This window comes from Streptomyces sp. NPDC057438 (genome assembly GCF_042802995.1).
Lineage (GTDB): Bacteria > Actinomycetota > Actinomycetes > Streptomycetales > Streptomycetaceae > Streptomyces.
The window spans coordinates 1-24,705 of record NZ_JBHVDD010000064.1 but is presented as its reverse complement, the minus strand read 5'-3'; the positions used below and the strand labels follow the sequence as shown (position 1 = coordinate 24,705).

Genomic DNA, 24,705 nt, shown 5'->3' with positions numbered 1-24,705 from the left:
CCCCATCTCCCACGGTCCCCCGTGTGCCATCGCTCAGGCCGTCCGCAGGAAGCGGTCGAGTACGCGGACGCCGAAATGGAGCGCCTCGACCGGGACGCGCTCGTCCACCCCGTGGAACATCGCGGCGTAGTCGAATCCCTCGGGCAGTTTCAGCGGCGAGAAGCCGTATCCGGTGATGCCGAGCCGCGAGAACTGCTTGGCGTCGGTGCCGCCCGCCATGCAGTACGGCACCACATGGCCCTCGGGTGCGAACTCCTCGACGGCGGCCCGCATCCGCGCGTACGTCACCGAGTCCACCGGGGCCTGGAGAGCCACCTCCCGGTGCTCGTACTCCCATTCCACGTCCGGCCCGGTGAGCAGGTCGAGCGTCTCCCGGAACTCGTCCTCGCCGCCGGGGAGGAACCGCCCGTCGACGCGGGCGACGGCCTCCCCCGGAATCACGTTGATCTTGTAACCGGCGTCCAGCATCGTCGGGTTGGCGCTGCCCCGCACGGTCGCCTCGACCAGGGCGGCGGCCGGACCGAGCTTGTCGAGGAGCCGGTCGACGCCGCCGGGGTGGTCGAGGTCGGCGTCGACCCCGTACAGCGCGGCCAGGGCGGTGAGCGCCGCGCGGACGGTCGGGGTGAGCCGCAGCGGCCACTCGTGCGCGCCGATCCGGGCGACCGCGGCCGCCAGCCGGGTCACCGCGTTGGTCCGGTTCACCTTGGAGCCGTGACCGGCCCGGCCGTGGGCGGTGAGCTTCAGCCAGCCGGTGCCGCGCTCCCCGGCCGCGATCGGGTAGATGCTGCGGCCCGCGCCGTCGTGGAAGGTGAACGCCCCCGACTCGCTGATGCCCTCGGTGCAGCCCTCGAAGAGACCGGGGTGCGCGTCGGCGAGGAAGCCGGAGCCGTCCACGGCGCTCGCCTCCTCGTCGGCGGTGAACGCGATCACGATGTCCCTGCGGGGCCGCACGCCGGTGCGTGCCCAGTGCCGGACGACCGCGAGGATCATCGCGTCCATGTTCTTCATGTCGACCGCGCCCCGGCCCCACACCACCCCGTCGCGGATCTCCCCGGAGAACGGGTGCACGGTCCAGTCCGCCGCCTGCGCGGGCACCACGTCCAGGTGACCGTGGACGAGCAGTGCGTCCGCCGACGGGTCGGTGCCCTCGATCCGCGTCACCAAGTTGGTCCGGCCCTCGGTGCGCTCCAGCAGGGTGGGCTCCGGGCCTGCCTCGGCCAGCAGCGCGGCGGCGTACTCGGCGGCGGGCCGCTCCCGGCAGTCCCCGCCGCCGCGGTTGGTGGTGTCGATACGGATGAGGTCGGAGGTGAACCGGACGACCTCGTCCAGCGCCTGCCCCTCCAGGGACTCCGTCTCAGGGGCCCTCGTGGGCTCAGCCATATGTCTCCTCCACCGCGGCCGAGACGATCGTGGTGACCGCCTTGAACGTACGGATTCCCTCGTACATGGTCGGGCTGGTGTACGCGATCCTGCGTTCACCGGTACGGGTCACGCCCGGGACGACCGTCGCGGCCATCGCCAGGTGCTCGGCGTCGAACTCCAGCGCCACGGTGAACGGTCCGCCCCTGACCGGTGCGTGCCGCACGGCGAGCGCGGCGGCCTCCTTCGCCGCCGCGCGGATGTCGGCGGCCGTTCTCACCGGGGTGCGGCACACGGCCGCGTACCGCGACACATGGTCCTTGACCGCCACTTTGAGCGCCTCGGGCGCATACCCCAGGGCGTCCTCGCAGGCCACGTCGTCGCCGGTCACCAGCACCACCGGTACCCCGTACTCGGCCACGACATGCGCGTTGAGCAGCCCCTCGCTGGCCCGCTCCCCGTTCACCCACACCCCGGTGATGGAGTTGGCCAGGTAGGTGTGGGCGAGGACGCCCTCCATGCCGGCGCCCGCGTGGTAGCCCACGAAGGCGATGCCGTCCACGTCACCGTGCTGCACGCCCTCCACCATGGACAGCGCCTTGTGCCGTCCGGTCAGCATCTGCGCGCGCTCGTCCAGCTCCTCCAGCAGCAGATTGCGCATCGTCCAGTGCGCCTCGTTGATCAGCACCTCGTCGGCGCCGCCGTCCAGGAAACCGAGCACGGCGGCGTTCACGTCCGAGGTGAACATCGAACGGCACCGTTCCCACTGTGGTGTCCCCGGCAGGACGTCGGCCGGCCAGGTGACACCGGTGGCGCCCTCCATGTCGGCGCTGATGAGGATCTTCATGGCTCGAACCGTACGCGGTCGCGCCGATCCGTGGCAGACCTGTGGATAACTCTCACCGCCACGGCCCACGGACGCCCCCGGGAGGGCGCCCGGCCCCCTCCGGGGGGCAGGCCCTACGCGGTGCGCCCCGCCACGTACCACCTCGACGGCAGTTCGATCCGGGCGCCGTCCGCCGTGTGCTCGGTGGTGACCAGCGGAAGCTCGCCCTCGGCGACCAGGGTCAGGCCGGCCGCCCGCAGATACCGCGGGACCGCGGCGTCCCCGACCTCGCCCGGGGCGATCCCGTGCCGCAGCACCGGGGCGAGTTTGGCCGGCGGACCGCCGGGGCCCTGAGCGAGGCCCATGAGGACGGGCCGGGCGGCCTCGGCGAGTTCGACGAGGCAGACCCGGCCCCGCTCGCCCAGCAGCGTGGCCACGGTGTCGACGAGACGCTGCCGGTCGTCGGGCTCGCACTGGTGGAGCACGCCGCGTACGTAGACGTTGGCGTCGCCGAGGTCGGCGTGCAGGGCCTCGGCCTGCGCCCGGTCGGCCGCGTCCAGGGCTCGGTACGTGGCCCGGCCGTCGGGGTCGGCGCGGCGGGCCAGGTCGACGGCGGCGGTGGAGAGGTCGACGCCGATCACCCGGGGGAAGCGGTCGGCCAGGTAGCGGGTCTGGGTGCCGTTGCCGCAGCCGAGGTCGACCAGGGGCAGGCCGGGGGCCGTCAGGTGGGGCTCGTACAGGGCGAGATGGACCGCGGCGGTCCGTTCGGGCCCTGCGTCCCAGAAGACCTCGCCCGGTCCGTCCGGAGCCTCCCGCCAGAACCCCTCCCAGGCTTCCCGGTATCGACTCGTCACGCTCATGCCAACCCCCCGAACAGCGTCGCGGCCCACCCTTCCGGCGGCCCAGATCGGTCTACCGCGCCGGGAGCACCGGGGCAAGCGCCGTGCGCGCACCTTCACCCCGCGTCCAGCACCCGCGCGCCCTGCCTGCCCCGTGCGCCCTGTGTTTCCCGTACGCCCTGCGTCCTCCGTAGGGGCGGTGTGCCCCGGCTCGTCCCCGCGTGCCCGCGCGTTCAGCGTCGCCTCGGCAACGTCAGCTCGCACCACACCGTCTTGCCCGCGCCCGTCCGGGTGGTGCCCCACTCCCGGGCCAGGGTGGTCACCACACGCAGCCCGCGGCCGAACTCGTCCGTGGGCGCCGCGCTGAGCAGGGTCGGCAGGGTGGGGTCGTCGTCGTAGACCTCGCACTGCAGGGTGTCCCCGCGGACCAGTCGGAGTTCGACATGACGCCCGCGCGCATGCCGTACGGCGTTGGTGACGAATTCGCCGACCAGGAGCGCGGTGGTGTCCGCGAGACCGTCGAGTCCCCAGACGTACAGCTGTTCGCGGACGACGGCGCGGGCACGGGCCACCTCGACCGGGTCGCGGGTCAGGCGCCACTCGGCCACGTCCTCGGGCTCGATGCCGTTGAGCCGGGCCATCAGCAGGGCCACGTCGTCCTTGCGGCCGCCGCGTGTGTTGAGGGCGCGAATGATGGTGTCGCAGGCATGGTCCATGGAGGCGGCCGGGTGGGCGGCGGACTCGCAGAGGGTGGCGAGTCCGACACCGATGTCCTCGCCGCGCACCTCGACCAGCCCGTCGGTGCACATCACGAGCCGGTCGCCGGGCTCCACACGCACGCGCACCGCCTCGAAGGGCACCCCTCCGACACCGATCGGGGCGCCCGTGGGCAGGTCGAGGAGTTCGCTGCGGCCGTCCACCGCGCGAACCAGCACGGGCGGGATGTGCCCGGCGTTGGCGAGGTGCAGCTCGCCCACGATGGGGTCGTAGACGGCGTAGAGGCAGGTGGCAAGGTAGTGCTCGCCCAGGCGCTGGGCGAGGTCGTCGAGGTTGCGCAGGAGCTGCGCGGGCGGCAGGTCGAGGGCGGCCATGGTCTGCACGGCCGTGCGCAGCTGGCCCATCATCGCGGCCGAGTTGAGGCCGTGCCCCATGACGTCGCCGACGACCAGCGCGGTACGGGCGCCGGGCAGCTTCACCGAGTCGAACCAGTCGCCGCCGACCCTCCCGAGGAGGGTGCCCGGCAGGTAGCGGGTGGCGATGTCGCAGCCCGCCATGTGGGCATCGATCTGCGGGAGCATGCTGTCCTGGAGCGTCTCGGCGACGTTCTCCTGGTAGGTGTACATCCGGGCGTTGTCGAGGACCAGGCCCGCACGGGCGGCGAGTTCGGCGCCGGTCACGCGGTCCATGTCGTCGAAGACCTCGCGCTCCGGGTGGCGCAGCAGGATCATGAATCCGAGCACCACGTTGCGGGCCTTCAGGGGGACGACCAGCATGGAGCGGCCGGTGATCAGCGGCCGGATGTCGCGCTTGTCGAACTGCGCGGCGATCGCGTGCCCCATCTGCTCGCTGATACGGGGCACGAGGACGGGCTCGCCGGTGGTCATGCACTGGAAGAACGGGGTGTGCGCCGGGAACGGCATGGCCTCGCCCACGGGGACGACGTCGTCCCAGCGGCCCGGCTCGTCCGTGTGCTCCAGGGCGACCCGGTGCCACATGGTCGTCGTGTCCGGCACGCCCTCGGGGAAGCCCTCACCCGCGACGACCTGCTCGCGCAGATAGGTGCCGGCGACGTCGGTGAAGCGGGGCACGACCGCCCGGCTGACCTCGACGATGGTCTGCGACAGATCGAGGGAGGTGCCGATGCGCCCGCTGACCTCGTTCAGGAACTCCAGGCGCTCGCGCACGGCCACGTATTCGAGGTCCTGCGCCTCCTCCAGCACCTCCGGGGGGACCGGCAGCCCCTCGGCGACGGCGCGCGCGGCCCGCTCACGACGCGCCCGGCGCTCCGCGCGCCGGGGCACGCCCCAGTCGGGGGTGACCGGAACCCGGTCGTTCTGGCTGAACTCCAGCACCGGATAGCCCAGTTCGAGGACCTGGGCGACGATGCGGGCGCTCTCGCCGACGCTCATGCTGGGCAGGATCTCGGGGAGCCTGCGGGCCAGCTCCTCGGCGCCGGGGAAGTCGGTGTGCAGGGCGAAGCCGGGCGCGATGCGTTCGACGGCGACGGCGGGCCCGTCGTCGTGCCGACGCAGCGCCTCGGCGTCGGCCGCCAGCACGAGAAGGCGCTCCCGGCCGGGGCCGACCAGGGGGTACGCCCACCACAGGACGTCCGTCCGGTCGCGGCCGGCCACGGTGAGCCGGGCGCGGCCCGCCGCCGGGTAGGCGAGGTGTCCGTCGAGGGAGGTCTCCAGGTCGTGCCCGAGTGCGTCGTAGGCGCCGCCGTACACCCCGTGGGGCGGCCTGTCGTACTCGTCCGGGAGGGCGCCGGCGACGGGCAGCAGGTCCAGGGCGGGCCGGCCCGTCGCCTCGTCCCTGGTGGTGCCGAACAGCCGGCGTGCGCCGGTGCTCCAGTGCGAGACGAGGCCGGCGCGGTCGACGACGACCACGGCCAGAGGAATACGGCCGCCCGCGGCCCCCTCCGCCGTGCCGTCACCGGCTCCGAGGCCGGTAGTCGCGCCCGTGTCGGTGCCACGGTCCATGGCCAAGGCCCTCTCTCCCCACGGCTCCCAAGATCTGCGCCGCCCCCACTACCGTACGGCCGCGTAGCGTCGCGATGTGTGGCAATACGCGAATTGCTCCGTGGGAGCCTCCGGCGCACGCGCAGGCCACACGGGCGGCGCGCGATCACCCGCGCGCCCCTCGTCGATGCCCCGCCACACCCCCACCGCAGCCCCACGGCACTCACCGGCCGGCCGGCTCCCCCGGGCTCCGATGACCGTCGAGTCAGTCCGCGTGCCCCAGCCGCACATCCCGTTCCGTCCCGCCGCCGTCGACCTGGAGCACCGTCGCGACGGGGGGATACCCGGTGGCGATGACGGTGTACTCACCGGCGGTGAGGTCGGTGAACCGGAACGTTCCGTCGACGCCGGTGGTGATCGTGTCGACCACGTCCCCGGCGGCGTCCAGGAGCGTCACGCGCGCGTCCTCCACCGGGCGGCCGCCCCCGGCGCGGACCGTACCGAGCAGCACGGCGCCCCCGGCCAGTTCGACGTCCCGGCGGGTCTCGCGGGCGGCGCGGACGGTGACGGGGAAGGCGGCCGGACGGCGGGAGTGGGCGCTCACGGCGAGGGTGTAGTCGCCGGCCGCCAGCTCGGTGACGAGATAGTCGCCCTCGGCTCCGCTGCGGGTCGTCACGACGACCTCTCCGCGCGCGTCGGTGAGGGTGACGGTCGCGTCGCTGACCGCCCGCCCGTCCGCCGTCCGTACGGTCCCGGCCAGGCGTCCCGCGCCGCCGAGCACGATGTCGACCTCGACGGGACCCTCGCCGACGGTGACGCTCACGGCCTGCGGCTGGTGACCGCCGGCGGCCGCGATCAGCACGTACGCCCCCGGCCCGGGGGTCGACAGCGCGTACCGCCCGTCCTCGCCGCTGCCACCCCGCCCGGTCTGCCGTCCTCCGGCGTCGATCAGGGTGAGCGCGGCGCGGGGCACGACCGAGCCGTCGGACTGCTGGACCGTGCCGAGGACAGGGACGCCGGCCTCGTGGGGAGCACGGGCCTGCGGCACCCGGGCCGCGGGCACGGGTGCCGGGGCGGGCCCGGCGGGCACCTCGTCGCAGGGCAGCGGGGTCCTCGCCCTGAGGAAGCAGGCCACGACGGCCCCGAGGACGAGCACCGGCGTGAGGTACAGAAAGAGCTCCGGCACGGTCTCCGCGTAGGCGGCGACATAGGTGTCGCGCAGCGGGGCGGGCAGGGCGTGGACGAGGTCCGGGGTCAGGGAGCCGGGGTCGGGGAGCACGGCTCCCGCGCGCTCGGGCAGGCGGTCGGCGAGGCGGGCGGTGAGGAGCGCGCCGACGGCCGCCACACCCACGGCGCCCCCGATCTGCCGGAAGTAGTCGCCGGCGGCGGTGGCTGCCCCGACGTCGGCGGGGCGTACGGAGTGCTGCACCGCGAGGACCAGGACCGGCATCACCATGCCGATGCCCGCGCCGAGGACGGCCGTCCGGATGCCGAACTGCAGCGGGGGGGTGTCCGGCCCCAGGCGGGACAGCAACCAGACGCCGAGGGCGGCGAGGGCGCCGCCGAGCACCGGGTACGTCCGGTAGTGCCCGGTACGGGCGATGAGCCGACCGCAGACGACGGACGCGCCGACGATGCCGGCCGTCATCGGCAGCATGAGCAGCCCGGACGCGGTGGCGGAGATCCCGCCGACCATCCGCAGTTGGTTCGGCAGGTAGCCGGCGGTGGCGAAGAGGGCGACACCGACGGTGCTCCCCACGAGGCCCGTCACCAGGAAGACCGGGTCCCTGAACAGCCGCAGGGGAAGCAGGGGCTGGACCGCGAACCGCTCGACGACGAGGAGCAGCGCGGTCGCCAGGACCGCTCCGGCGGCGAGGGCGAGGACCGGCCGTGAGTTCCAGGCGTAGGAGGTGCCGCCCCAGCCTGCCAGCAGCACCAGGCAGGTCGAGACGACGGCGAGCAGCAGGGTGCCCAGGATGTCGAGGCGCCCCCTGGCGGCGGTCCTGACCGGCCGCAGCGCGAAGGTGACGACGGCCAGCGCGAGGAGCCCGCAGGGCACGTTGAGGTAGAAGCACCAGCGCCAGGAGAGGTGGTCGGTGAGCCAGCCGCCCAGGAGCGGGCCGACGACGGAGGCGAGGCCGAACGCGGCCCCGACGACGCCCAGATGACGGCCGCGGCTGCGGGACGGCACGAGTTCGGCGACGATCGCCTGCACACCGATCATGAGGCCGCCGGCGCCGGCTCCCTGGAGCGCGCGGAACGCGATGAGCTGGTCCATGGTGCGGGCGTGTCCGGCGAGGGCGGAGCCGGCCACGAAGAGCACGAGCGCGCACTGGAACACGCCCTTGGGGCCGCGGAGTTCGCTCAGTGCGGCATGGACGGGCACGGCGACCGCGGCGGTGAGGAGGTAGGCGGTGATCGCCCAGGACATCCGGTCGACGCCGCGCAGCTCGCCGACGATCTCGGGGAGGGCGGTGGCGACGGCCATCTGCTCCAGCGCGGCGAGGAGCAGGACGAGGAGGAGGGCGCAGAAGACCAGCCGGACCCGGTGCGGACCGTGCGGAGGAGGTCCGTCCGCCGGTGGCGGTGCAGCGGGTGTGGTGGCCGGTTCGTCCTTCACCAGTGTGATCGCGCCCATGCGTACCGCTCCCCTCGTCGCACTTACCGCACAATTCCCGCGATAAGCGGGAACTGTCGGCAAGTGCGACGAGTTACGGCATTCCGGCGCGCGTCACGGAGATCCACCCGAACCGGTGAGGGCGGCAACGCACCCGCGGGGCGCGCCCGTTGGGCGGGGCACCGCGGGCCCGGCGGCCCCTGACCGCGGTGCCTACTTCTCCACCTCGGCGGCGAGGTTGGCGAGCAGGGCGTCGTAGATCCGGGCGAGGCCCTTGGGGGCGAAGGTCTTCTCGAAGAAGCCGCCGATGCCGCCGGCGCCCTGCCAGGTGGTGGTGACGACGACGCGGGAGCTGCCCTCGCCGGCCGGGGTGACCCGCCAGACGGTGACCATGGAGGAGTTGCGGTCCTTCTCGACGAGTTCACCGTCGGAGGGCTCGGTGACCTCCAGCAGGCAGTCGCGGACGCGCTTGCTGGTCGCCTGGAGCTTCCAGTGGACGAGGGTGCCCTCGCCGTCGCCGCCCTCGCGCACCTCGTACTCGCTGAAGTGCTGCGGCATCAGCTTCTCGCGCGCGCCGTTGTACTCGGCCAGGGTGTCGAACACCGTCTCCGCGTCCGCCGCTACGACTCGTTCGGTCGTGGCCTCGACCTGCGCCATTGCACTTCCTCCAGCACTTGGTAACTCGGGGATGTGCGGAAAGCCAACCACCCCCCGCCCGGAGGGCCCAAATCGGGGTGCCCCAAGGGACCGCGGCCGCCTGCCCGGAAGACCCCCGACGAGACCTCCACACGATGTTCGAAAGCCAGTTCGCACGATCAAGAGAACATGTGTTCTATTCTGAGGACAGAGCGACCGAGGAGGCGTCCATGCGCTGGGACCATCTGGCCGAGAACCCCGCCACGGCCCGGGACGCCGCACTGTTCGGCACGGACCTGGTGACGAGCCGCACCTTCGACACTCCCGAGTTCCGCGGCATGACCTTCCACGAGGTCCGGGCGAGGACGATCGTGAACCGGGTGCCGGGAGCCTCCCGGATGCCGTTCGAATGGACGGTGAACCCCTACCGGGGCTGCGCGCACGCGTGCGTCTACTGCTTCGCCCGCAAGACCCACAGCTATCTGGACCTCGACACGGGCCTCGACTTCGACTCGCAGATCGTCGTGAAGGTCAACGCGCCCGACCTGCTGCGCCGGCAGCTGGCCTCACCGCGCTGGCACGGCGAGCACATCGCGATGGGCACCAATGTCGACTGCTACCAGCGCGCGGAGGGCCGCTACCGCCTGATGCCGGGCATCATCGCGGCCCTGCGCGACCACGCCAACCCCTTCTCGATCCTCACCAAGGGCACGCTGATCCTGCGCGACCTGGACCTGATCCGGCAGGCGGCGGAGGTCACCGAGGTCGGCCTGTCGGTCTCCGTCGGCTTCACCGACCACGACCTGTGGCGCACGGTCGAACCGGGCACGCCCGCGCCCGAACGCCGACTGGACGTCGTCCGCGCCTTCACCGAACTGGGCATCGGCTGCGGGGTGCTGATGGCCCCCGTACTGCCCTTCCTCAGCGACCACCCCGACCGGCTGCGCGAGACGGTCCGGGCCGTCGCCGCCTCCGGCGCCACCTCCGTGACCCCGCTGGTGCTGCATCTGCGGCCCGGCGCACGTGAGTGGTACATGGCCTGGCTGGAACGCCATCACCCCCGTCTCGTACGGCGTTACGAGCTGCTGTACGCGGAGGGCGCCTACGCCCCGAAGTGGTATCAGCGGCAGATCACCCGTCAGGTCCACGAACTGGCCGAGGAGTACGGCATGGGTGCCCGGCGCGCGGGGCCGCCGCGACGGCTGCCGGTGCGCGAGCGTCCCGCGCCGGAGCCGGCCCCGCCCACGGAACCGACCCAGCTGACCCTCCTCTGAATCCGCCTCGGAGAGCATCCGGGCGCTTCTGCCGCCCCGAACGGGTCAAGTGTCGGTGGAACGCGTTCTTCGCGGGGCCCGGTTCGGGACGATGCGACGAAGGCCGTGGCGTGCACGGCCCGAAATCCTCCGTCCCTGGGAGGCCTGACGATGAAGAAACGCACAGCTGCTCTGTGCGGTGCCGTCGCCGTGCTGGCCGGAATGGTCACCGCGGTCCCGGCCGGCGCGAGCGGCGCTTCCGCCGCCGCCCCGATGGCGAAGCCGGCCTGGAAGAAGTGCGCCACCGCCGACTACCCGAAGCTCCAGTGCGCCTCCCTGAAGGTGCCGCTGGACCACGGGAAGCCGAACGGCAGAAAGATCACCCTCGCCCTCTCCCGCGTCCCGCACACCGCGAAGAAGTACCAGGGCCCTCTGCTGGTCAATCCGGGCGGGCCCGGCGGCAGCGGCCTCACCCTCGCCGGGTTCGTGGCGTCCTCGCTGCCGAAGAAGGTGGCGGCGCAGTACGACGTCATCGGCTTCGACCCGCGCGGCGTCGGCGCCAGCAAGCCCGCGCTGAACTGCCGGCCGGGCCACTTCGCCGCGGTGCGCCCGGACTCCGTGCCGAGCACGCCGAAGGCCGAGCGGGCCAATCTCGCGCGGGCGAAGGCCTTCGCCAAGGCGTGCGCCAAGAAGTACGCGGACGTGCTGCCGTACATCGACACGGTCAGCGCGGCGAAGGACCTGGACGCCATCCGCGCGGCGCTGGGCGCCAAGAAGATCAACTACTTCGGGTACTCGTACGGCACCTACCTGGGCGCCGTGTACGCCAAGCTCTTTCCGCACCGTGTACGGCGGGCGGTGCTGGACTCCGTCGTGGACCCCACGGGGGTCTGGTACGACGGCAACCTCCAGCAGGACCGGGCCTTCAACGACCGCCACCGGGCCCTGATGGCCTGGATCGCCCGGCACCACGGGACGTACCGGCTCGGCACCGATCCGGAGAAGATCGAGGCCAAGTGGTACGCGATGCGGTCGGCGCTGGCCGAGCGGCCCGCGGACGGCAGGGTGGGCGCCTCCGAGCTGGAGGACATCTTCATGCCGGGCGGCTACTACAACGGCTACTGGCCCTATCTCGCCGAGGCGTTCGCGGCCTTCGTGAACAAGAAGAACGACGATCCGCTGGTCGAGGCGTACGAGAACTTCGGCGCCGTCGACGCGGCCGGCGACAACGGCTACAGCGTCTACGCCTCGGTCCAGTGCCGTGACGCGCACTGGACCCGCGACTGGAACGAGTGGCGCGAGGACAACTGGGCGATGTACGAGAAGGCGCCGTTCATGACCTGGAACAACGCCTGGTACAACGCACCCTGCGCGTTCTGGCCCACCGCGTCCCTGGACCCCGTGGACGTCTCCAACACCGCACTGCCGCCGGTCCTGATCCTCCAGGCGACGGACGACGCGGCCACCCCGTACGAGGGCGGGGCCGTCACCCACCAGCTGCTGCGCGGCTCCAGTCTGGTCGTCGAGGAGGGCGGCGGGAACCACGGCATCTCGCTGAGCGGCAACGCCTGCCTGGACAAGCACCTGGCGGCCTACCTGACCGACGGCACGGTGCCGCGCGGCCAGGGCCTGACCGACGCCACCTGCAAGAAGCTCGCCGATCCCAAACCCCTGAAGAACAAGTCCGCGTCCACCTCCTCCCGGGGCTCGACGCTGCACGGCCTGCTGGGGTTCCGCGGCTGAGCCCGGCCGCGGGCGCCCCGGAAAACCACGGGACTCCCGCGGCCACCCCGCCTAGGGTGCCGCCATGAACGGCACCCCCACCGGCCCCTTCGGCCTGCGTGTCCGCGCGATGACACCATCCGACTGCCGCCCCGTGGCCGAGATCCGCGTGGGCGGCTGGCGCAGCGCCTACGCCGGTCTCGTCCCGCGGTCGTACCTCGACGCGATGGACGTGGCGGAGGACGCCGAGAAGCGCCGCCTGATGCTGGCGAAGTCCGGCAACCCCGTGGTGAACCTGGTCGCCGAGCGGGCCGGCGACATCATCGGCTGGGCTGCGTACGGCCCCTACCGCGACGGCGAAATCCGTACCGGGGACGCCGAGTTGTACGCGCTGTACACCCGGCCGGGCCACCTGGGCACCGGAGTGGGCACCGCGCTGCTGCGGGAGACCACCGAGCGCTGCGCGGCGGCAGGCCACGGCGCCATGCTCCTGTGGGTACTGAAGGACAACACCCGCGCCCGCCGCTTCTACGCGCACCACGGCTTCACCGCGGACGGCACCGAGGAGCCGTTCGAGGCCGACGGGACGAAGGTGCCGGAGGTCCGGTACGTGAAGGCCCTCGGCGCCGACAGGCCCTAGCGCTGCCCGGGGATGCGCGCCAGCGCCCGCACCGCCGCCTCCGCGAGCCGCGGATGCGCGAGCGCCTCGTTCAGTACGGGCCCGGCACGGGTGTCCCCGAGGGCGCCCAGCCCCTCCACGCACGCGAGCGCCACCCGGCGGTAGGGGTCGTGCGGTCCCAGTCGGCGGCGGAGGGTGGTGATCAGCGCCGGGACGGACTCGGGGGCGCGGAGTTCGGTGAGCAGGCGCACCGGGTGCAGCGCGTAGGCGACCCGGAGTTCGTTCGTCGCGAGGGCGGCCGCGGCGCGCGCGGTGCGCGGGTCCCCGAGCCGGGCCAGCGCGTAGGCCGCGGAGGCGCAGCGCGGCGGATCGCGGTGGTTGAGCAGGAGGACGAGGGACTCGAAGGCCCGGCGGTCCCCCGCGAGGCCCAGCCGGAACGCGGCCAACTCCCGCGCCCAGAGCGGCTGCCCCTGCTCCACGAGCACGCCCGCCAGTTCGTCCAGGTTCTCGGTCAGGACGAGCCTCTCGCATCCCGCCGCGCCGCCCGACTCGCTCCGCACACGCTCCGTGAGTGATCGCAACTCCTCGTCCATGTCGACGAGCGTACGGGCGCCGGGCACGCTTGGGGGACGTACGTCACAAACACGAGGGCTGGCGTGCTCGTTACCCACCGGTTAAGCTCAGACGAGCGAGTTACCCACTCGTGATCGCTCCCGACGGTTTGGTGACGCAGCCGTCGAGAGCACAGTCGGTTCGGTACCTGGAGTACCAGTACGGTTCGGCCTCGGGACAGGGCCGGTCGGTTCAGCCGTTCCCCCGGGCGTGTGCATGCCCGCGGCGACGGCACCGGGCGTGTGCGTTCATCAGCCCGGCACCATCCAACACCCGCACGCCACGCGCCGGTTGCGCGCACTTCGCGTACCCGCGGCGCTTCCCTCAGTCGTCACCACATCCTGGAGTCCCGCGATGGCCACTCCCCTTTCCGACTCGTCGTTGTCCCCGCAGTCCCCGTTCAGGACGATCGCCGTGATCGGCCTCGGCACCATGGGCACCGGTATCGCCGAGGTGCTCGCCCGGGCCGGCCGCGAGGTCGTCGGCATCGACATCAGCGAGGCCGCGGCGGCCCGTGCCGTCGCCGCGCTGGAGGCCGCCACCGAGCGTGCCGTGGCCCGCGGGCGCCTCACCGAGCAGGAGCGCGGCGACGCCCTGGCCCGCTTCCGCACCTTCACCGACCTCCAGGCGGCGGCCGACGCCGACCTGGTGATCGAGGTGGTCCCGGAGTCGTACGAGATCAAGCAGCAGGTCTTCCGTGAGCTGGACGCGATCGTGCGCCCCGACGCCGTCCTCGCCACCGGCACCAACGCCCTGTCGGTGACGCGGCTGGCCGCCGAGTCGGCGCGTCCGGAGCGGGTGCTCGGGCTGCACTTCTTCAACCCGGCGCCCGCGATGAAGCTGGTCGAGGTCGTCTCCTCGGTGCTGACCGCGCCCCAGGCGGTCGCCCGGGTCACCGATCTCGCCCTCGACCTCGGCAAGGAGCCCGTCGCGGTCGGCGACCGGCCCGGATTCGTCGCCGACGGGCTGCTGTTCGGCTACCTCAACCAGGCCGCCGCGATGTACGAGGCGAAGTACGCCTCCCGCGAGGACATCGACGCGGCGATGCGGCTCGGCTGCGGTCTGCCGATGGGTCCGCTGGCCCTGCTGGACATGATCGGTGTCGACACCGCGCGCACGGTCCTGGAGGCCATGTACGCGGCCTCGCACGACCGGCTGCACGCGCCGGCGCCGATCCTGCGGCAGCTCAGTGAGGCGGGGCTGACCGGCCGCAAGTCGGGGCGCGGCTTCTACACCTACGAGGCCCCCGGCTCCGCCGGCGTCGTGCCGGACGCGCTGACGCCGTCGGACGGGACCGCCGCGGCCGCCGGGCGCACCGTCCGCTCGGTGGGTGTCGCGGGCTCCGGGACCATGGCGTCCGGGATCGCCGAGGTGTTCGCGAAGTCCGGGTACGAGGTCGTGCTGGCCGCACGCACCGAGGAGAAGGCGCAGGCCGCGAAGGCCCGTATCGGCAAGTCGCTGGCACGCTCCGTCGACAAGGGGCGGATGACGGTCGAGGCCGCCGCCGAGACCCTGGACCGGATCACCCCGGCCGGCTCCTACGACGCCTTCGCGGACGTCGATCTGGCGCTGGAGGCCGTGGCCGAGGACCTGGAGGTCAAGCGGCAGCTGTTCGCGGCCTTCGACAAGGTCTGCAAGCCGGGCGCGATCCTCGCCACCACCACCTCCTCGCTGCCCGTCGTCGCCTGCGCCCGCGCCACCTCGCGCCCGCAGGACGTGATCGGGATGCACTTCTTCAACCCGGCGCCCGCGATGAAGCTGGTCGAGGTGGTCCGCACGGTCCTGACCGCCGACGACGTCCACGCCACCGTCCGCGAGGTGTGCGCGAAGATCCGCAAGCACCCCGTGGACTGCGGCGACCGGGCCGGATTCATCGTGAACGCGCTGCTGTTCCCGTACCTGAACAACGCGATCAAGATGGTCCAGGAGCACTACGCGACGCTGGACGACATCGACGCGGCCATGAAGCTGGGCGGCGGCTACCCGATGGGCCCGTTCGAACTGCTGGACGTGGTCGGGCTGGACGTCTCGCTGGCCATCGAGAAGGTCCTGCACCGCGAGTTCCGCGACCCGGGACTGGCCCCGGCGCCACTGCTCGAGCACCTGGTGGCCGCGGGCTGCCTCGGCCGCAAGACGGGCCGCGGCTTCCGCGAATATGCCAAGCGCTGAGCCGGCGGACGCCGGGCACGGAGCACCCCCGGGCCCGGCGTCCGCGCCGGGCCCGGCCGAGGGGTGGGGCCGGGCGGGCCGCGCGTCGGCGGGCACGGACTGGGGCGGGCTGCTCGGCCCGGGCAGCCGCCCCCCGTACGCCCGGTCCGCCTCCCCCGCGGCCGGCCGGTCCCCCGTCCCGCCCTCCGCTGCCCCTGCCGCTCCCCCGTCCGAGCAGGGCGGGGGGATGGCCGGACACGCGCACTCTCCTGCACGGATGCAGTACGTTCGGGGCATGTCCCAGCCCGCCAAGTCCTCACGTACGCCAGCTGCGCCCGACGCTCCGGAGAGCGCCGCGGGGAGCCGTGCCGCCGCCCAACGCCTCAAGATGCGCCGGGAACTGGCGGCCGCGGCCATGGAGCTGTTCTCGACCAAGGGGTACGAGGCGACCACCGTCGACGAGATCGCCGCGGCGGCCGGGGTCGCCCGCCGCACGTTCTTCCGCCACTTCCGCTCCAAGGAAGAGGCGATCTTCCCGGACCACGACGACACCCTGATCCGGGCGGAGGCGGTGCTCAACGCGGCGCCTCCGCACGAGCACCCGCTCGACACGGTGTGCCGCGGCATCAAGGAAGTCATGAGGATGTACGCGGCCCGGCCGGAGATCTCGGTCGCCCGCTACAAGCTGACCCGCGAGGTCCCCACCCTGCGGGAGGCGGAGATCGCCTCCGTGGCCCGCTACGAGCGGCTGTTCACCCGTTACCTGCTGGGCCACTTCGACGAGAACGCCCACCACGACGCCGGCAACGACGATCCGCTGCTCGCCGAGGTGGCCGCGTCGGCGGTCGTCACCGCGCACAACCACGTGCTGCGCCGGTGGCTCAGGTCCGGCGGGCAGGGCGACGTGGAGGCGCAGCTCGACCACGCCTTCGCCATCGTGCGCCGGACGTTCGGCACCGGCATCGGCGCCGGCCGCACCCTGGCACCCGAGCCGGCCGCCGCGACGGCCTCCACCCACGGCGAGGTCCTGGTGACGGTCGCCCGTACCGATGCCCCCCTCGACGAGGTCATGCGGACCATCGAAGAGGCGCTCCGCGACCGCTGAGCCCGACCCGGAACCACCTTTTACTCATCGGTAACTGTGAGGACGGCCACCCTGCGGGGTGGCCGTTTTGCCATGTCAGAGGCCCTTTTCGACCGCCGCCTGATCGATCATCGCTCACGTGTTACGTAAAGATTTCACCTGAGCGAAGTTTCTGGCACTCGGTGCCTTGCGGGGTGACACGGCGTGCCATACGTTGAAGGGAGTCCGGGCGGCCGGCGGGCGGAGAACTCCCGTACGCCGACTGTCCCCGCAGACCACGGTCCGCGCGCCCGGACGCCTGCGTCACAGGCACCCTTCCGCGCCACAAAGCGCCGCCACAGCACCACCTCCGCCGGACCGACGGCACCACGCCCACCAGTTCAGCACCCGACGTAACCCTCAGCAGCGTCTTCCCTCAGGACGCTCGTCGCCGGAGGCACCACCGTGAAGGAAATCCTGGACGCGATCCAGTCGCCGGACTCCACGTCCGCCGACTTCGCCGCTCTGCCGCTCCCCGAGTCGTACCGCGCGATCACCGTGCACAAGGACGAGACGGAGATGTTCGCGGGGCTCACCACCCGTGACAAGGACCCCCGCAAGTCGATCCACCTCGACGAGGTCCCGCTGCCGGAGCTCGGCCCGGGCGAGGCCCTGGTGGCCGTCATGGCCTCCTCGGTCAACTACAACTCCGTGTGGACCTCGATCTTCGAGCCGCTGTCCACCTTCGGGTTCCTGGAGCGCTACGGCCGCACCAGCGAGCTGGCCAAGCGCCACGACCTGCCGTACCACATCATCGGCTCCGACCTCGCGGGCGTCGTCCTGCGCACCGGCCCGGGCGTCAACTCCTGGAAGCCCGGTGACGAGGTCGTCGCGCACTGCCTCTCCGTCGAGCTGGAGTCCTCCGACGGCCACAACGACACGATGCTCGACCCCGAGCAGCGGATCTGGGGCTTCGAGACCAACTTCGGCGGGCTCGCGGAGATCGCGCTCGTCAAGTCCAACCAGCTGATGCCGAAGCCCGACCACCTCAGCTGGGAGGAGGCCGCCGCTCCGGGGCTGGTCAACTCCACCGCGTACCGGCAGTTGGTCTCCCGCAACGGCGCCGGCATGAAGCAGGGCGACAACGTGCTGATCTGGGGCGCCAGCGGCGGCCTGGGCTCGTACGCCACCCAGTTCGCGCTGGCGGGCGGCGCCAACCCGGTCTGTGTCGTCTCCAGTGAGCAGAAGGCGGACATCTGCCGCTCGATGGGCGCCGACGCGATCATCGACCGCACCGCCGAGGACTACAAGTTCTGGAAGGACGAGACCACCCAGGACCCCAAGGAGTGGAAGCGCTTCGGCAAGCGCATCCGCGAGCTCACCGGCGGCGAGGACATCGACATCGTGTTCGAGCACCCCGGCCGCGAGACCTTCGGCGCGAGCGTCTTCGTCACCCGCAAGGGCGGCACCATCACCACCTGCGCCTCGACCTCGGGCTACATGCACGAGTACGACAACCGCTACCTGTGGATGTCGCTGAAGCGGATCATCGGCTCGCACTTCGCGAACTACCGCGAGGCATGGGAGGCCAACCGCCTCATCGCCAAGGGGAAGATCCACCCCACCCTGTCGAAGGTGTACTCGCTGGAGGACACCGGCCAGGCGGCCTACGACGTGCACCGCAACCTCCACCAGGGCAAGGTCGGCGTCCTCGCGCTCGCCCCCGAGGAGGGCCTCGGCGTGCGCGACCACGCCAAGCGCGCCCAGCACATCGACGCCATCAACCGCTTCCGGAACATCTGAGGTCGAGGCATGAGTGAGCGTCAGCCCGCCACAGGCGGCAAGCGGGAGGCCACGCCTCCGGCGCCGAAGGAGAGGGACCGGCCGTGGCTCATGCGGACGTACGCCGGTCACTCCACGGCCGAGGCGTCCAACGAGCTGTACCGGCGCAACCTCGCCAAGGGGCAGACGGGTCTGTCGGTCGCCTTCGACCTGCCGACCCAGACCGGCTACGACTCCGACCACGTCCTCGCCCGCGGCGAGGTCGGCCGGGTCGGCGTCCCGGTGGCCCATCTCGGTGACATGCGCAGGCTGTTCCAGGACATCCCCCTGGAGCAGATGAACACCTCGATGACCATCAACGCCACCGCCATGTGGCTGCTGGCGCTCTACCAGGTCGTCGCCGAGGAGCAGGGTGCGGACGTCACGCAGCTCCAGGGCACGACACAGAACGACATCGTCAAGGAGTACCTGTCGCGGGGCACGCACGTGTTCCCGCCGGGACCCTCGCTCCGGCTGACGACGGACATGATCGCGTACACGGTCTCCCACATCCCGAAGTGGAACCCGATCAACATCTGCAGCTACCACCTGCAGGAGGCGGGCGCCACGCCGGTCCAGGAGATCGCGTACGCGATGTCCACGGCGATCGCGGTACTGGACGCCGTGCGGGACTCCGGGCAGGTCCCGGCCGAGAAGTTCGGTGACGTCGTCGCCCGGATCTCCTTCTTCGTGAACGCGGGCGTCCGCTTCGTCGAGGAGATGTGCAAGATGCGGGCGTTCGGCCGGATCTGGGACCGGATCACCCGCGAGCGGTACGGCATCGAGAACCCCAAGCAGCGGCGCTTCCGCTACGGCGTCCAGGTCAACTCCCTCGGGCTGACCGAGGCGCAGCCGGAGAACAACGTCCAGCGGATCGTGCTGGAGATGCTGGCCGTGACGCTCTCCAAGGACGCGCGGGCCAGGGCGGTGCAGCTGCCGGCCTGGAACGAGGCCCTGGGGCTCCCCCGGCCCTGGGACCAGCAGTGGTCGCTGCGGATCCAGCAGGTGCTGGCGCACGAGAGCGATCTGCTGGAGTACGAGGACATCTTCGAGGGCTCCCACGTCATCGAGGCGAAGGTGGCCGCGCTGGTCGAGGAGTCCTTCGCCGAGATCGGGCGGATCCAGGAGATGGGCGGCGCGATGGCCGCCGTCGAGTCCGGCTACCTCAAGTCGCAGCTGGTCTCCTCGCACGCCGAGCGCCGCGCCCGGATCGAGTCCGGTCAGGAGAAGATCGTCGGCGTCAACATCTACGAGTCGACGGAGCCGAACCCGCTGACCGCCGACCTGGACGCGGCGATCCAGACGGTCGACCCGGCGGTCGAGGCTCGGGTGATCGCGTCGCTGCGGAACTGGCGCGACACGCGCTACCAGCCGCCCTTCAACCACCCGCGTCCGTGCAAGGCGCTGGAGCGGCTCAAGGAGGCCGCGAAGGGCACGGACAACCTCATGGAGGCCACCCTGGAGTGCGCCCGCGCCGGGGTCACGACCGGTGAGTGGGCCGGGGCCCTGCGCGAGGTGTTCGGGGAGTTCCGGGCACCGACCGGTGTCTCGTCGGCGCCGGTGGCCGTCCCGGCCGAGGAGGGCTCGGCGATGTCGGAGGTCCGCCGCAAGGTGGAGCTGACGGCGAAGGACCTGGGTGTCGGCAAGCTCCGCTTCCTCGTCGGCAAGCCGGGCCTGGACGGGCACTCCAACGGGGCCGAGCAGATCGCCGTGCGGGCCCGTGACGCGGGCTTCGAGGTGGTCTACCAGGGCATCCGGCTCACCCCGGAGCAGATCGTGGACGCGGCCCTCGCCGAGGACGTGCACGCGGTCGGCCTGTCCATCCTCTCCGGCTCGCACGCCCAGCTGGTCCCGGACGTGCTGGACCGGCTGCGGGAGGCGGGCGCCCACGACATCCCGGTGATCGCCGGCGGGATCATCCCGAACGCGGACGCCGCGCAGCTCAGGGCCGCCGGAGTGGCCGCCGTGTTCACCCCGAAGGACTTCGACATCACCGGGATCATCGGCCGTATCGTCGACGAGATCCGCAAGGCCAACACGCTCGACCCCCTGGAGGTCCCCGCATGACCAGCCCTGTTCCGCAGGTGAACCGCCTTCGTCCGCGGCGCTCCTGCCTCGCGGTGCCGGGAAGCAACCCCCGCTTCCTGGAGAAGGCCCAGGGCCTCCCGGCCGACCAGGTCTTCCTGGACCTGGAGGACGCCTGCGCCCCGCTCGCCAAGCCCGAGGCGCGCCACACCATCGTCAAGTTCCTCAACGAGGGCGACTGGACCGGCAAGACCCGGGTCGTGCGGGTCAACGACTGGACGACGGAGTGGACGTACCGCGATGTCGTGACCGTCGTCGAGGGCGCCGGCCAGAACCTCGACTGCATCATGCTGCCGAAGGTGCAGACGGCCCAGCAGGTCGTCGCCCTCGATCTGCTCCTCACCCAGATCGAGAAGACGATGGGCTTCGAGGTCGGCAAGATCGGCATCGAGGCGCAGATCGAGAACGCGCAGGGCCTGAACAACGTCAACGAGATCGCCACCGCCTCCCAGCGCGTGGAGACGATCATCTTCGGCCCGGCCGACTTCATGGCGTCGATCAACATGAAGTCGCTGGTCGTGGGCGAGCAGCCCCCCGGCTACCCGGCGGACGCCTACCACTACATCCTGATGAAGATCCTGATGGCGGCCCGCGCCAACAACCTCCAGGCGATCGACGGTCCCTACCTGCAGATCCGCAACGTGGACGGCTACCGCGAGGTCGCCCGGCGCGCCGCCGCGCTCGGCTTCGACGGCAAGTGGGTGCTGCACCCCGGCCAGGTCGAGGCGTCCAACGAGATCTTCTCGCCCTCGCAGGAGGACTTCGACCACGCCGAGCTGATCCTGGACGCGTACGACTGGTGCACGTCCGAGGCCGGCGGCAAGAAGGGCTCGGCGATGCTCGGCGACGAGATGATCGACGAGGCCAGCCGCAAGATGGCGCTGGTCATCTCCGGCAAGGGGCGGGCCGCCGGCATGCAGCGGACGTCGAAGTTCGAGATCCCGGAGGGCTGAGCGCGATGCAGTTCGGACGCACCTACGAGGAGTTCGAGGTCGGGGCGGTCTACAAGCACTGGCCCGGGAAGACGGTCACGGAGTACGACGACCACCTCTTCTGTCTCCTCACGATGAACCACCACCCGCTCCACATGGACGTCAACTACGCCGAGAAGACGACCGACTTCGGCAAGAACGTGGTGGTCGGGAACTACATCTACTCGCTGCTGCTGGGCATGTCCGTGCCGGACGTCTCGGGCAAGGCGATCGCCAACCTGGAGATCGAGTCGCTGCGGCACGTGGCGCCGACCTTCCACGGCGACACGCTGTACGGCCAGACGACCGTGCTCGACAAGTGGCCGTCGAAGTCGAAGGACGACCGCGGCATCGTGTACGTGGAGACCAAGGGCTACAAGCAGGACGGCACGCTGGTCTGTGTGTTCCGTCGCAAGGTCATGGTGCCCACCGAGACCTACATCAAGGAGCGCGGCGGCGAGCAGCCGGGCCGCCCCGAGCTCAGGGAGCAGGAGAAGTAGCCATGGCACGACTCGCCCAGACCCACGGTCTCACGGACGTCCAGCAGGAGATCCTGTCCACCGTCCGTGACTTCGTGGACAAGGAGATCATCCCGGTCGCGACGGAGCTGGAGCATCGCGACGAGTACCCGCAAGCGATCGTCGACGGGCTGAAGGAACTGGGCCTGTTCGGCCTGATGATCCCCGAGGAGTACGGCGGTCTGGGCGAGTCCCTGCTCACCTACGCGCTGTGCGTGGAGGAGATCGCCCGGGGCTGGATGTCCGTGTCCGGCATCATCAACACGCACTTCATCGTCGCGTACATGCTGAAGCAGCACGGCACGCAGGAGCAGAAGGACCACTTCCTGCCGAGGATGGCGGCCGGCGACATCCGGGGCGCGTTCTCGATGTCGGAGCCCGCTCTCGGCTCCGACGTGTCGGCGATCACCTCGAAGGCGGTCAGGGACGGCGACGAGTACGTCCTGAACGGTCAGAAGATGTGGCTGACGAACGGCGGAACGTCAACACTGGTCGCCGTTCTCGTCCGAAGTGACGAAGGACACCCGGAGGGCACGGCACCCCACAAGTCGATGACGACCTTCCTGGTCGAGAAGGAGCCCGGCTTCGGAGAGGTCCGCCCCGGCCTCACCATCCCCGGGAAGATCGACAAGATGGGCTACAAGGGCGTCGACACGACCGAGCTCATCATGGACGGACTGCGCATTCCGGCCAATCGTGTCCTGGGCGGCACCACCGGCCGAGGGTTTTACCAAATGATGGACGGCGTCGAGGTGGGCCGGGTGAATGTGGCCGCACGTGGCTGCGGTGTCGCTCAGCGTGCGTTCGAGCTCGGGGTCTCGTACGCCCAGCAGCGCCACACCTTCGGCAAGCAGATCGCCCAGCACCAGGCGATCCAGTTCAAGCTGGCCGAGATGGCTACCAAGGTCGAGGCCGCCCATGCGATGATGGTGAACGCAGCACGCAAAAAGGACTCGGGCGAACGAAACGACCTCGAAGCAGGGATGGCGAAGTATCTCGCCTCCGAATACTGCAAGGAAGTCGTGGAGGACGCTTTCCGGATCCACGGCGGCTACGGCTTCTCCAAGGAGTACGAGATCGAGCGCCTCTACCGCGAGGCTCCGATGCTGCTGATCGGTGAAGGCACCGCAGAAATCCAGAAAATGATCATCGGTCGTCGGCTGCTCGAGGAGTATCGGTTCCAGGGTTAGTCAAGGGCTGGTCGAGGGCCGGTTGTCCGCTTGCGGGTGTTTTCTTCGAGAAGAAGATCACACCCCGTGAGCAGTCTTCGGCCGTCGACTCGGCTTCCTGGCTTGCCCAGTTGCGGTCCGCGACCGGTACCATCCCCGGAAAGCCGCCGTCCCCAGTCACCGCGCGGCATCATCCGCTACGAAGGTCATCCATGCCCCACAGCCAAACCTCTGCACCTCGTGACAGCCTTGCCGGAGTACGGCTCGCGCGCGGAGCATCGCCGTGGCTTCTCCCGACCGTCGCCACCGCAGCACTCAGCCTCGCCCGTTCGCGCCGCTCCGGTGCCGCACGGGCCGTGGCCGTACCCGCCACCGCGCTGGCGGCGGGCATGCTGTGGTTCTTCCGCGACCCCGAGCGTGAGATCGCCCAGGGCCGGGTCATCTCTCCCGCCGACGGAGTGGTGCAGAGCATCATGCCGTGGAAGGACGGCCGCACCCGCGTCGCGATCTTCATGAGCCCGCTCAACGTCCACGTCAACCGGGCGCCGCTGTCCGGCACGGTGACGTCGGTCGAGCACATCCCGGGCGGGTTCGTACCGGCGTTCAACAAGGAGAGCGAGAACAACGAGCGCGTCGTCTGGCACTTCGACACCGAACTCGGTGACATCGAGATGATCCAGATCGCCGGCGCCGTGGCTCGCCGTATCGTCCCGTACATCCCCGAGGGCACCAAGGTCGAGCAGGGTGACCGGATCGGGCTGATCCGCTTCGGCTCGCGGGTGGACATCTACCTGCCCGAGGGTGTGGAGATCGACGTCGAGGTGGGGCAGAAGACCGTGGCTGGAGTGACTCGCATTGACCGTGACTGATCCTGAGACCCAGCCCGGCCAGACCGGGGCGGGCTGGGTGCCCGAGGTCGACGTGGAGGACGACGCGGAGGAGATGCCGCTGTCGCTCCGTCTGTCGATAGCGGACACCCTCACCCTGGGCAACGCCACGTGCGGCTTCATGGCGGTGTACTTCACCACCACCGGCATCCTGATCCCGCACCTCACCGGCAGCCAGGAGACGGGCATGGCCCGCCACAGCGCGGCCACCGCCGTGATCCTGATGCTGTGCGCGGCGATCTTCGACCTCTTCGACGGGCTGGTGGCGCGCAAGCTCCGCTCCTCGCCGATGGGCGCGGAGCTGGACAACCTCTCCGACCTGATCAGCTTCGGCCTGGCGCCGGCGTACTTCGTCCTCGTCTACGGCATGGTCGCCGACGACGCGCACCAGCGGGTGGCGGCGGTGGGGGCGATCGTGGTGCTGCTGGCCGTGGTGCTGAGGCTCGCCAGATTCTCCTGCGTGACGGTGAAGGACGGCACCTTCCAGGGCATGCCGTCGCCGTTCGGCGCGCTGACCGTGGTGTCGATCGTGCTCCTGGAGCTGCCCTTCGTGGCGACGCTCCTGGCGATCATCGGTACGGCGTGGCTGATGGTGAGCCGGGTCGAGTACCCGAAGCCGCGAGGTCCGCTCGCGGTGGCGATGCTCTCCTGGATCGTCCTGTCGATGGGTCTGCTGATGGCCTGGGCCTTCGACGCCCCCGGCGGTCAGCTGCTCCTCCAGACCGGCTGCGCCCTGCAGCTCGTCATGGGCGCGGTGATCCCCCTCTTCGCCACGGCTCGACGCGTGAACAACTTCCGCGACAACCGACGCGAGGCCCGCGCGGCACAGCTGCCCTGACCTTCGCTCCGCACTGACGGGTGTGGCCCGAGCCTTCATGGCTC

Annotated in this window: 19 protein-coding genes; 12 read left to right on the top strand and 7 right to left on the bottom strand. The window is 71.2% G+C overall.

Annotated elements, in window-relative coordinates:
• Positions 1-33: 33 nt before the first annotated feature.
• The 6 genes from ACFU5F_RS28725 to ACFU5F_RS28700 form a co-directional block, all read right to left on the bottom strand.
• Positions 34-1,380 carry a M20/M25/M40 family metallo-hydrolase gene (locus ACFU5F_RS28725; RefSeq protein WP_383893178.1) on the bottom strand — a complete coding sequence of 449 codons (1,347 nt, stop codon included), beginning with the start codon at positions 1,378-1,380 and terminating at the stop codon, positions 34-36.
• The gene (locus ACFU5F_RS28720) at positions 1,373-2,206 is read right to left on the bottom strand and encodes a M55 family metallopeptidase (protein ID WP_383893175.1); all 834 of its coding nucleotides are present in this window, start codon (positions 2,204-2,206) and stop codon (positions 1,373-1,375) included. Before ACFU5F_RS28720 ends, ACFU5F_RS28725 begins: the two co-directional genes overlap by 8 nt.
• A 113-nt stretch (positions 2,207-2,319) precedes the next feature.
• Entirely contained in the window at positions 2,320-3,045 is a 726-nt protein-coding gene (locus ACFU5F_RS28715) for a class I SAM-dependent methyltransferase (RefSeq protein WP_383893173.1), read from the bottom strand.
• A gap of 212 nt (positions 3,046-3,257) precedes the next feature.
• Positions 3,258-5,723 carry a SpoIIE family protein phosphatase gene (locus tag ACFU5F_RS28710; protein WP_383893285.1) on the bottom strand — a complete coding sequence of 822 codons (2,466 nt, stop codon included), beginning with the start codon at positions 5,721-5,723 and terminating at the stop codon, positions 3,258-3,260.
• A gap of 244 nt (positions 5,724-5,967) precedes the next feature.
• Positions 5,968-8,340 (bottom strand): MFS transporter, encoded by a 2,373-nt coding sequence (locus ACFU5F_RS28705; RefSeq protein ID WP_383893170.1) that lies wholly within the window; start codon positions 8,338-8,340, stop codon positions 5,968-5,970.
• 192 nt (positions 8,341-8,532) lie between these two features.
• Entirely contained in the window at positions 8,533-8,976 is a 444-nt protein-coding gene (locus ACFU5F_RS28700) for an SRPBCC family protein (RefSeq protein ID WP_012999610.1), read from the bottom strand.
• Positions 8,977-9,185: 209 nt separating this feature from the next.
• Between ACFU5F_RS28700 and ACFU5F_RS28695 the strand changes: the two genes are divergently transcribed.
• From ACFU5F_RS28695 to ACFU5F_RS28685, 3 genes are all read left to right on the top strand, one after another.
• Positions 9,186-10,229: an Rv2578c family radical SAM protein gene (locus tag ACFU5F_RS28695; protein WP_383893166.1), complete on the top strand. Its 1,044-nt coding sequence runs from the start codon at positions 9,186-9,188 to the stop codon at positions 10,227-10,229.
• A 150-nt stretch (positions 10,230-10,379) separates the two neighbouring features.
• A complete protein-coding gene (locus ACFU5F_RS28690) occupies positions 10,380-11,951 on the top strand; it encodes an alpha/beta hydrolase (protein ID WP_383893163.1) in 1,572 nt (523 codons plus the stop codon).
• 64 nt (positions 11,952-12,015) lie between these two features.
• Positions 12,016-12,570 (top strand): GNAT family N-acetyltransferase, encoded by a 555-nt coding sequence (locus tag ACFU5F_RS28685; protein ID WP_383893161.1) that lies wholly within the window; start codon positions 12,016-12,018, stop codon positions 12,568-12,570.
• Here the strand turns inward: ACFU5F_RS28685 and ACFU5F_RS28680 are convergent.
• Positions 12,567-13,142, bottom strand: coding sequence for an adenylosuccinate lyase (locus tag ACFU5F_RS28680; RefSeq protein ID WP_383893158.1), 576 nt, complete (start codon positions 13,140-13,142; stop codon positions 12,567-12,569). The two genes, ACFU5F_RS28685 and ACFU5F_RS28680, sit on opposite strands and share 4 nt — an antisense overlap.
• A 373-nt stretch (positions 13,143-13,515) precedes the next feature.
• Here ACFU5F_RS28680 and ACFU5F_RS28675 point away from each other — a divergent pair, with 373 nt between their 5' ends.
• The 9 genes from ACFU5F_RS28675 (at position 13,516) to pssA (ending at position 24,661) form a co-directional block, all read left to right on the top strand.
• The gene (locus ACFU5F_RS28675) at positions 13,516-15,330 is read left to right on the top strand and encodes a 3-hydroxyacyl-CoA dehydrogenase family protein (protein ID WP_383893155.1); all 1,815 of its coding nucleotides are present in this window, start codon (positions 13,516-13,518) and stop codon (positions 15,328-15,330) included.
• 274 nt (positions 15,331-15,604) lie between these two features.
• Positions 15,605-16,414 (top strand): TetR family transcriptional regulator, encoded by an 810-nt coding sequence (locus ACFU5F_RS28670; RefSeq protein WP_383893152.1) that lies wholly within the window; start codon positions 15,605-15,607, stop codon positions 16,412-16,414.
• A 423-nt stretch (positions 16,415-16,837) separates the two neighbouring features.
• On the top strand, positions 16,838-18,175 hold the full coding sequence (gene ccrA / locus ACFU5F_RS28665; protein WP_383893149.1) for a crotonyl-CoA carboxylase/reductase: 1,338 nt from the start codon (positions 16,838-16,840) through the stop codon (positions 18,173-18,175).
• A gap of 9 nt (positions 18,176-18,184) precedes the next feature.
• Complete coding sequence (locus tag ACFU5F_RS28660; protein ID WP_383893146.1) at positions 18,185-20,260, top strand: protein meaA; 2,076 nt, start codon at positions 18,185-18,187, stop codon at positions 20,258-20,260.
• Positions 20,257-21,231 (top strand): HpcH/HpaI aldolase/citrate lyase family protein, encoded by a 975-nt coding sequence (locus tag ACFU5F_RS28655; protein ID WP_383893143.1) that lies wholly within the window; start codon positions 20,257-20,259, stop codon positions 21,229-21,231. The genes ACFU5F_RS28660 and ACFU5F_RS28655 overlap by 4 nt, the downstream gene beginning before the upstream one ends.
• A gap of 5 nt (positions 21,232-21,236) precedes the next feature.
• Positions 21,237-21,749, top strand: a complete 513-nt coding sequence (locus ACFU5F_RS28650) for a MaoC family dehydratase (RefSeq protein ID WP_383893140.1) — start codon at positions 21,237-21,239, stop codon at positions 21,747-21,749.
• A 2-nt stretch (positions 21,750-21,751) separates the two neighbouring features.
• Entirely contained in the window at positions 21,752-22,957 is a 1,206-nt protein-coding gene (locus ACFU5F_RS28645; protein ID WP_383893137.1) for an acyl-CoA dehydrogenase family protein, read from the top strand.
• 191 nt (positions 22,958-23,148) lie between these two features.
• Entirely contained in the window at positions 23,149-23,805 is a 657-nt protein-coding gene (locus ACFU5F_RS28640; RefSeq protein ID WP_078531507.1) for a phosphatidylserine decarboxylase, read from the top strand.
• A 37-nt stretch (positions 23,806-23,842) separates the two neighbouring features.
• On the top strand, positions 23,843-24,661 hold the full coding sequence (gene pssA, locus ACFU5F_RS28635; protein ID WP_383893282.1) for a CDP-diacylglycerol--serine O-phosphatidyltransferase: 819 nt from the start codon (positions 23,843-23,845) through the stop codon (positions 24,659-24,661).
• The last annotated feature ends 44 nt before the right edge of the window (positions 24,662-24,705 follow it).

Bases quoted from the DNA above. Each gene is read 5' to 3' on its own strand.
- ACFU5F_RS28680 (WP_383893158.1), bottom strand. From the start codon at position 13,142: ATGGACGAGGAGTTGCGATCACTCACGGAGCGTGTGCGGAGCGAGTCG.
- ACFU5F_RS28685 (WP_383893161.1), top strand. From the start codon at position 12,016: ATGAACGGCACCCCCACCGGCCCCTTCGGCCTGCGTGTCCGCGCGATG.
- ACFU5F_RS28710 (WP_383893285.1), bottom strand. From the start codon at position 5,723: ATGGACCGTGGCACCGACACGGGCGCGACTACCGGCCTCGGAGCCGGT.
- ACFU5F_RS28640 (WP_078531507.1), top strand. From the start codon at position 23,149: ATGCCCCACAGCCAAACCTCTGCACCTCGTGACAGCCTTGCCGGAGTA.
- ACFU5F_RS28660 (WP_383893146.1), top strand. From the start codon at position 18,185: ATGAGTGAGCGTCAGCCCGCCACAGGCGGCAAGCGGGAGGCCACGCCT.
- ACFU5F_RS28690 (WP_383893163.1), top strand. From the start codon at position 10,380: ATGAAGAAACGCACAGCTGCTCTGTGCGGTGCCGTCGCCGTGCTGGCC.
- ACFU5F_RS28700 (WP_012999610.1), bottom strand. From the start codon at position 8,976: ATGGCGCAGGTCGAGGCCACGACCGAACGAGTCGTAGCGGCGGACGCG.
- ACFU5F_RS28725 (WP_383893178.1), bottom strand. From the start codon at position 1,380: ATGGCTGAGCCCACGAGGGCCCCTGAGACGGAGTCCCTGGAGGGGCAG.
- ACFU5F_RS28670 (WP_383893152.1), top strand. From the start codon at position 15,605: ATGTCCCAGCCCGCCAAGTCCTCACGTACGCCAGCTGCGCCCGACGCT.
- ACFU5F_RS28720 (WP_383893175.1), bottom strand. From the start codon at position 2,206: ATGAAGATCCTCATCAGCGCCGACATGGAGGGCGCCACCGGTGTCACC.
- ACFU5F_RS28675 (WP_383893155.1), top strand. From the start codon at position 13,516: ATGGCCACTCCCCTTTCCGACTCGTCGTTGTCCCCGCAGTCCCCGTTC.
- ACFU5F_RS28645 (WP_383893137.1), top strand. From the start codon at position 21,752: ATGGCACGACTCGCCCAGACCCACGGTCTCACGGACGTCCAGCAGGAG.
- ACFU5F_RS28655 (WP_383893143.1), top strand. From the start codon at position 20,257: ATGACCAGCCCTGTTCCGCAGGTGAACCGCCTTCGTCCGCGGCGCTCC.
- ACFU5F_RS28650 (WP_383893140.1), top strand. From the start codon at position 21,237: ATGCAGTTCGGACGCACCTACGAGGAGTTCGAGGTCGGGGCGGTCTAC.
- ACFU5F_RS28715 (WP_383893173.1), bottom strand. From the start codon at position 3,045: ATGAGCGTGACGAGTCGATACCGGGAAGCCTGGGAGGGGTTCTGGCGG.
- ACFU5F_RS28695 (WP_383893166.1), top strand. From the start codon at position 9,186: ATGCGCTGGGACCATCTGGCCGAGAACCCCGCCACGGCCCGGGACGCC.
- ACFU5F_RS28705 (WP_383893170.1), bottom strand. From the start codon at position 8,340: ATGGGCGCGATCACACTGGTGAAGGACGAACCGGCCACCACACCCGCT.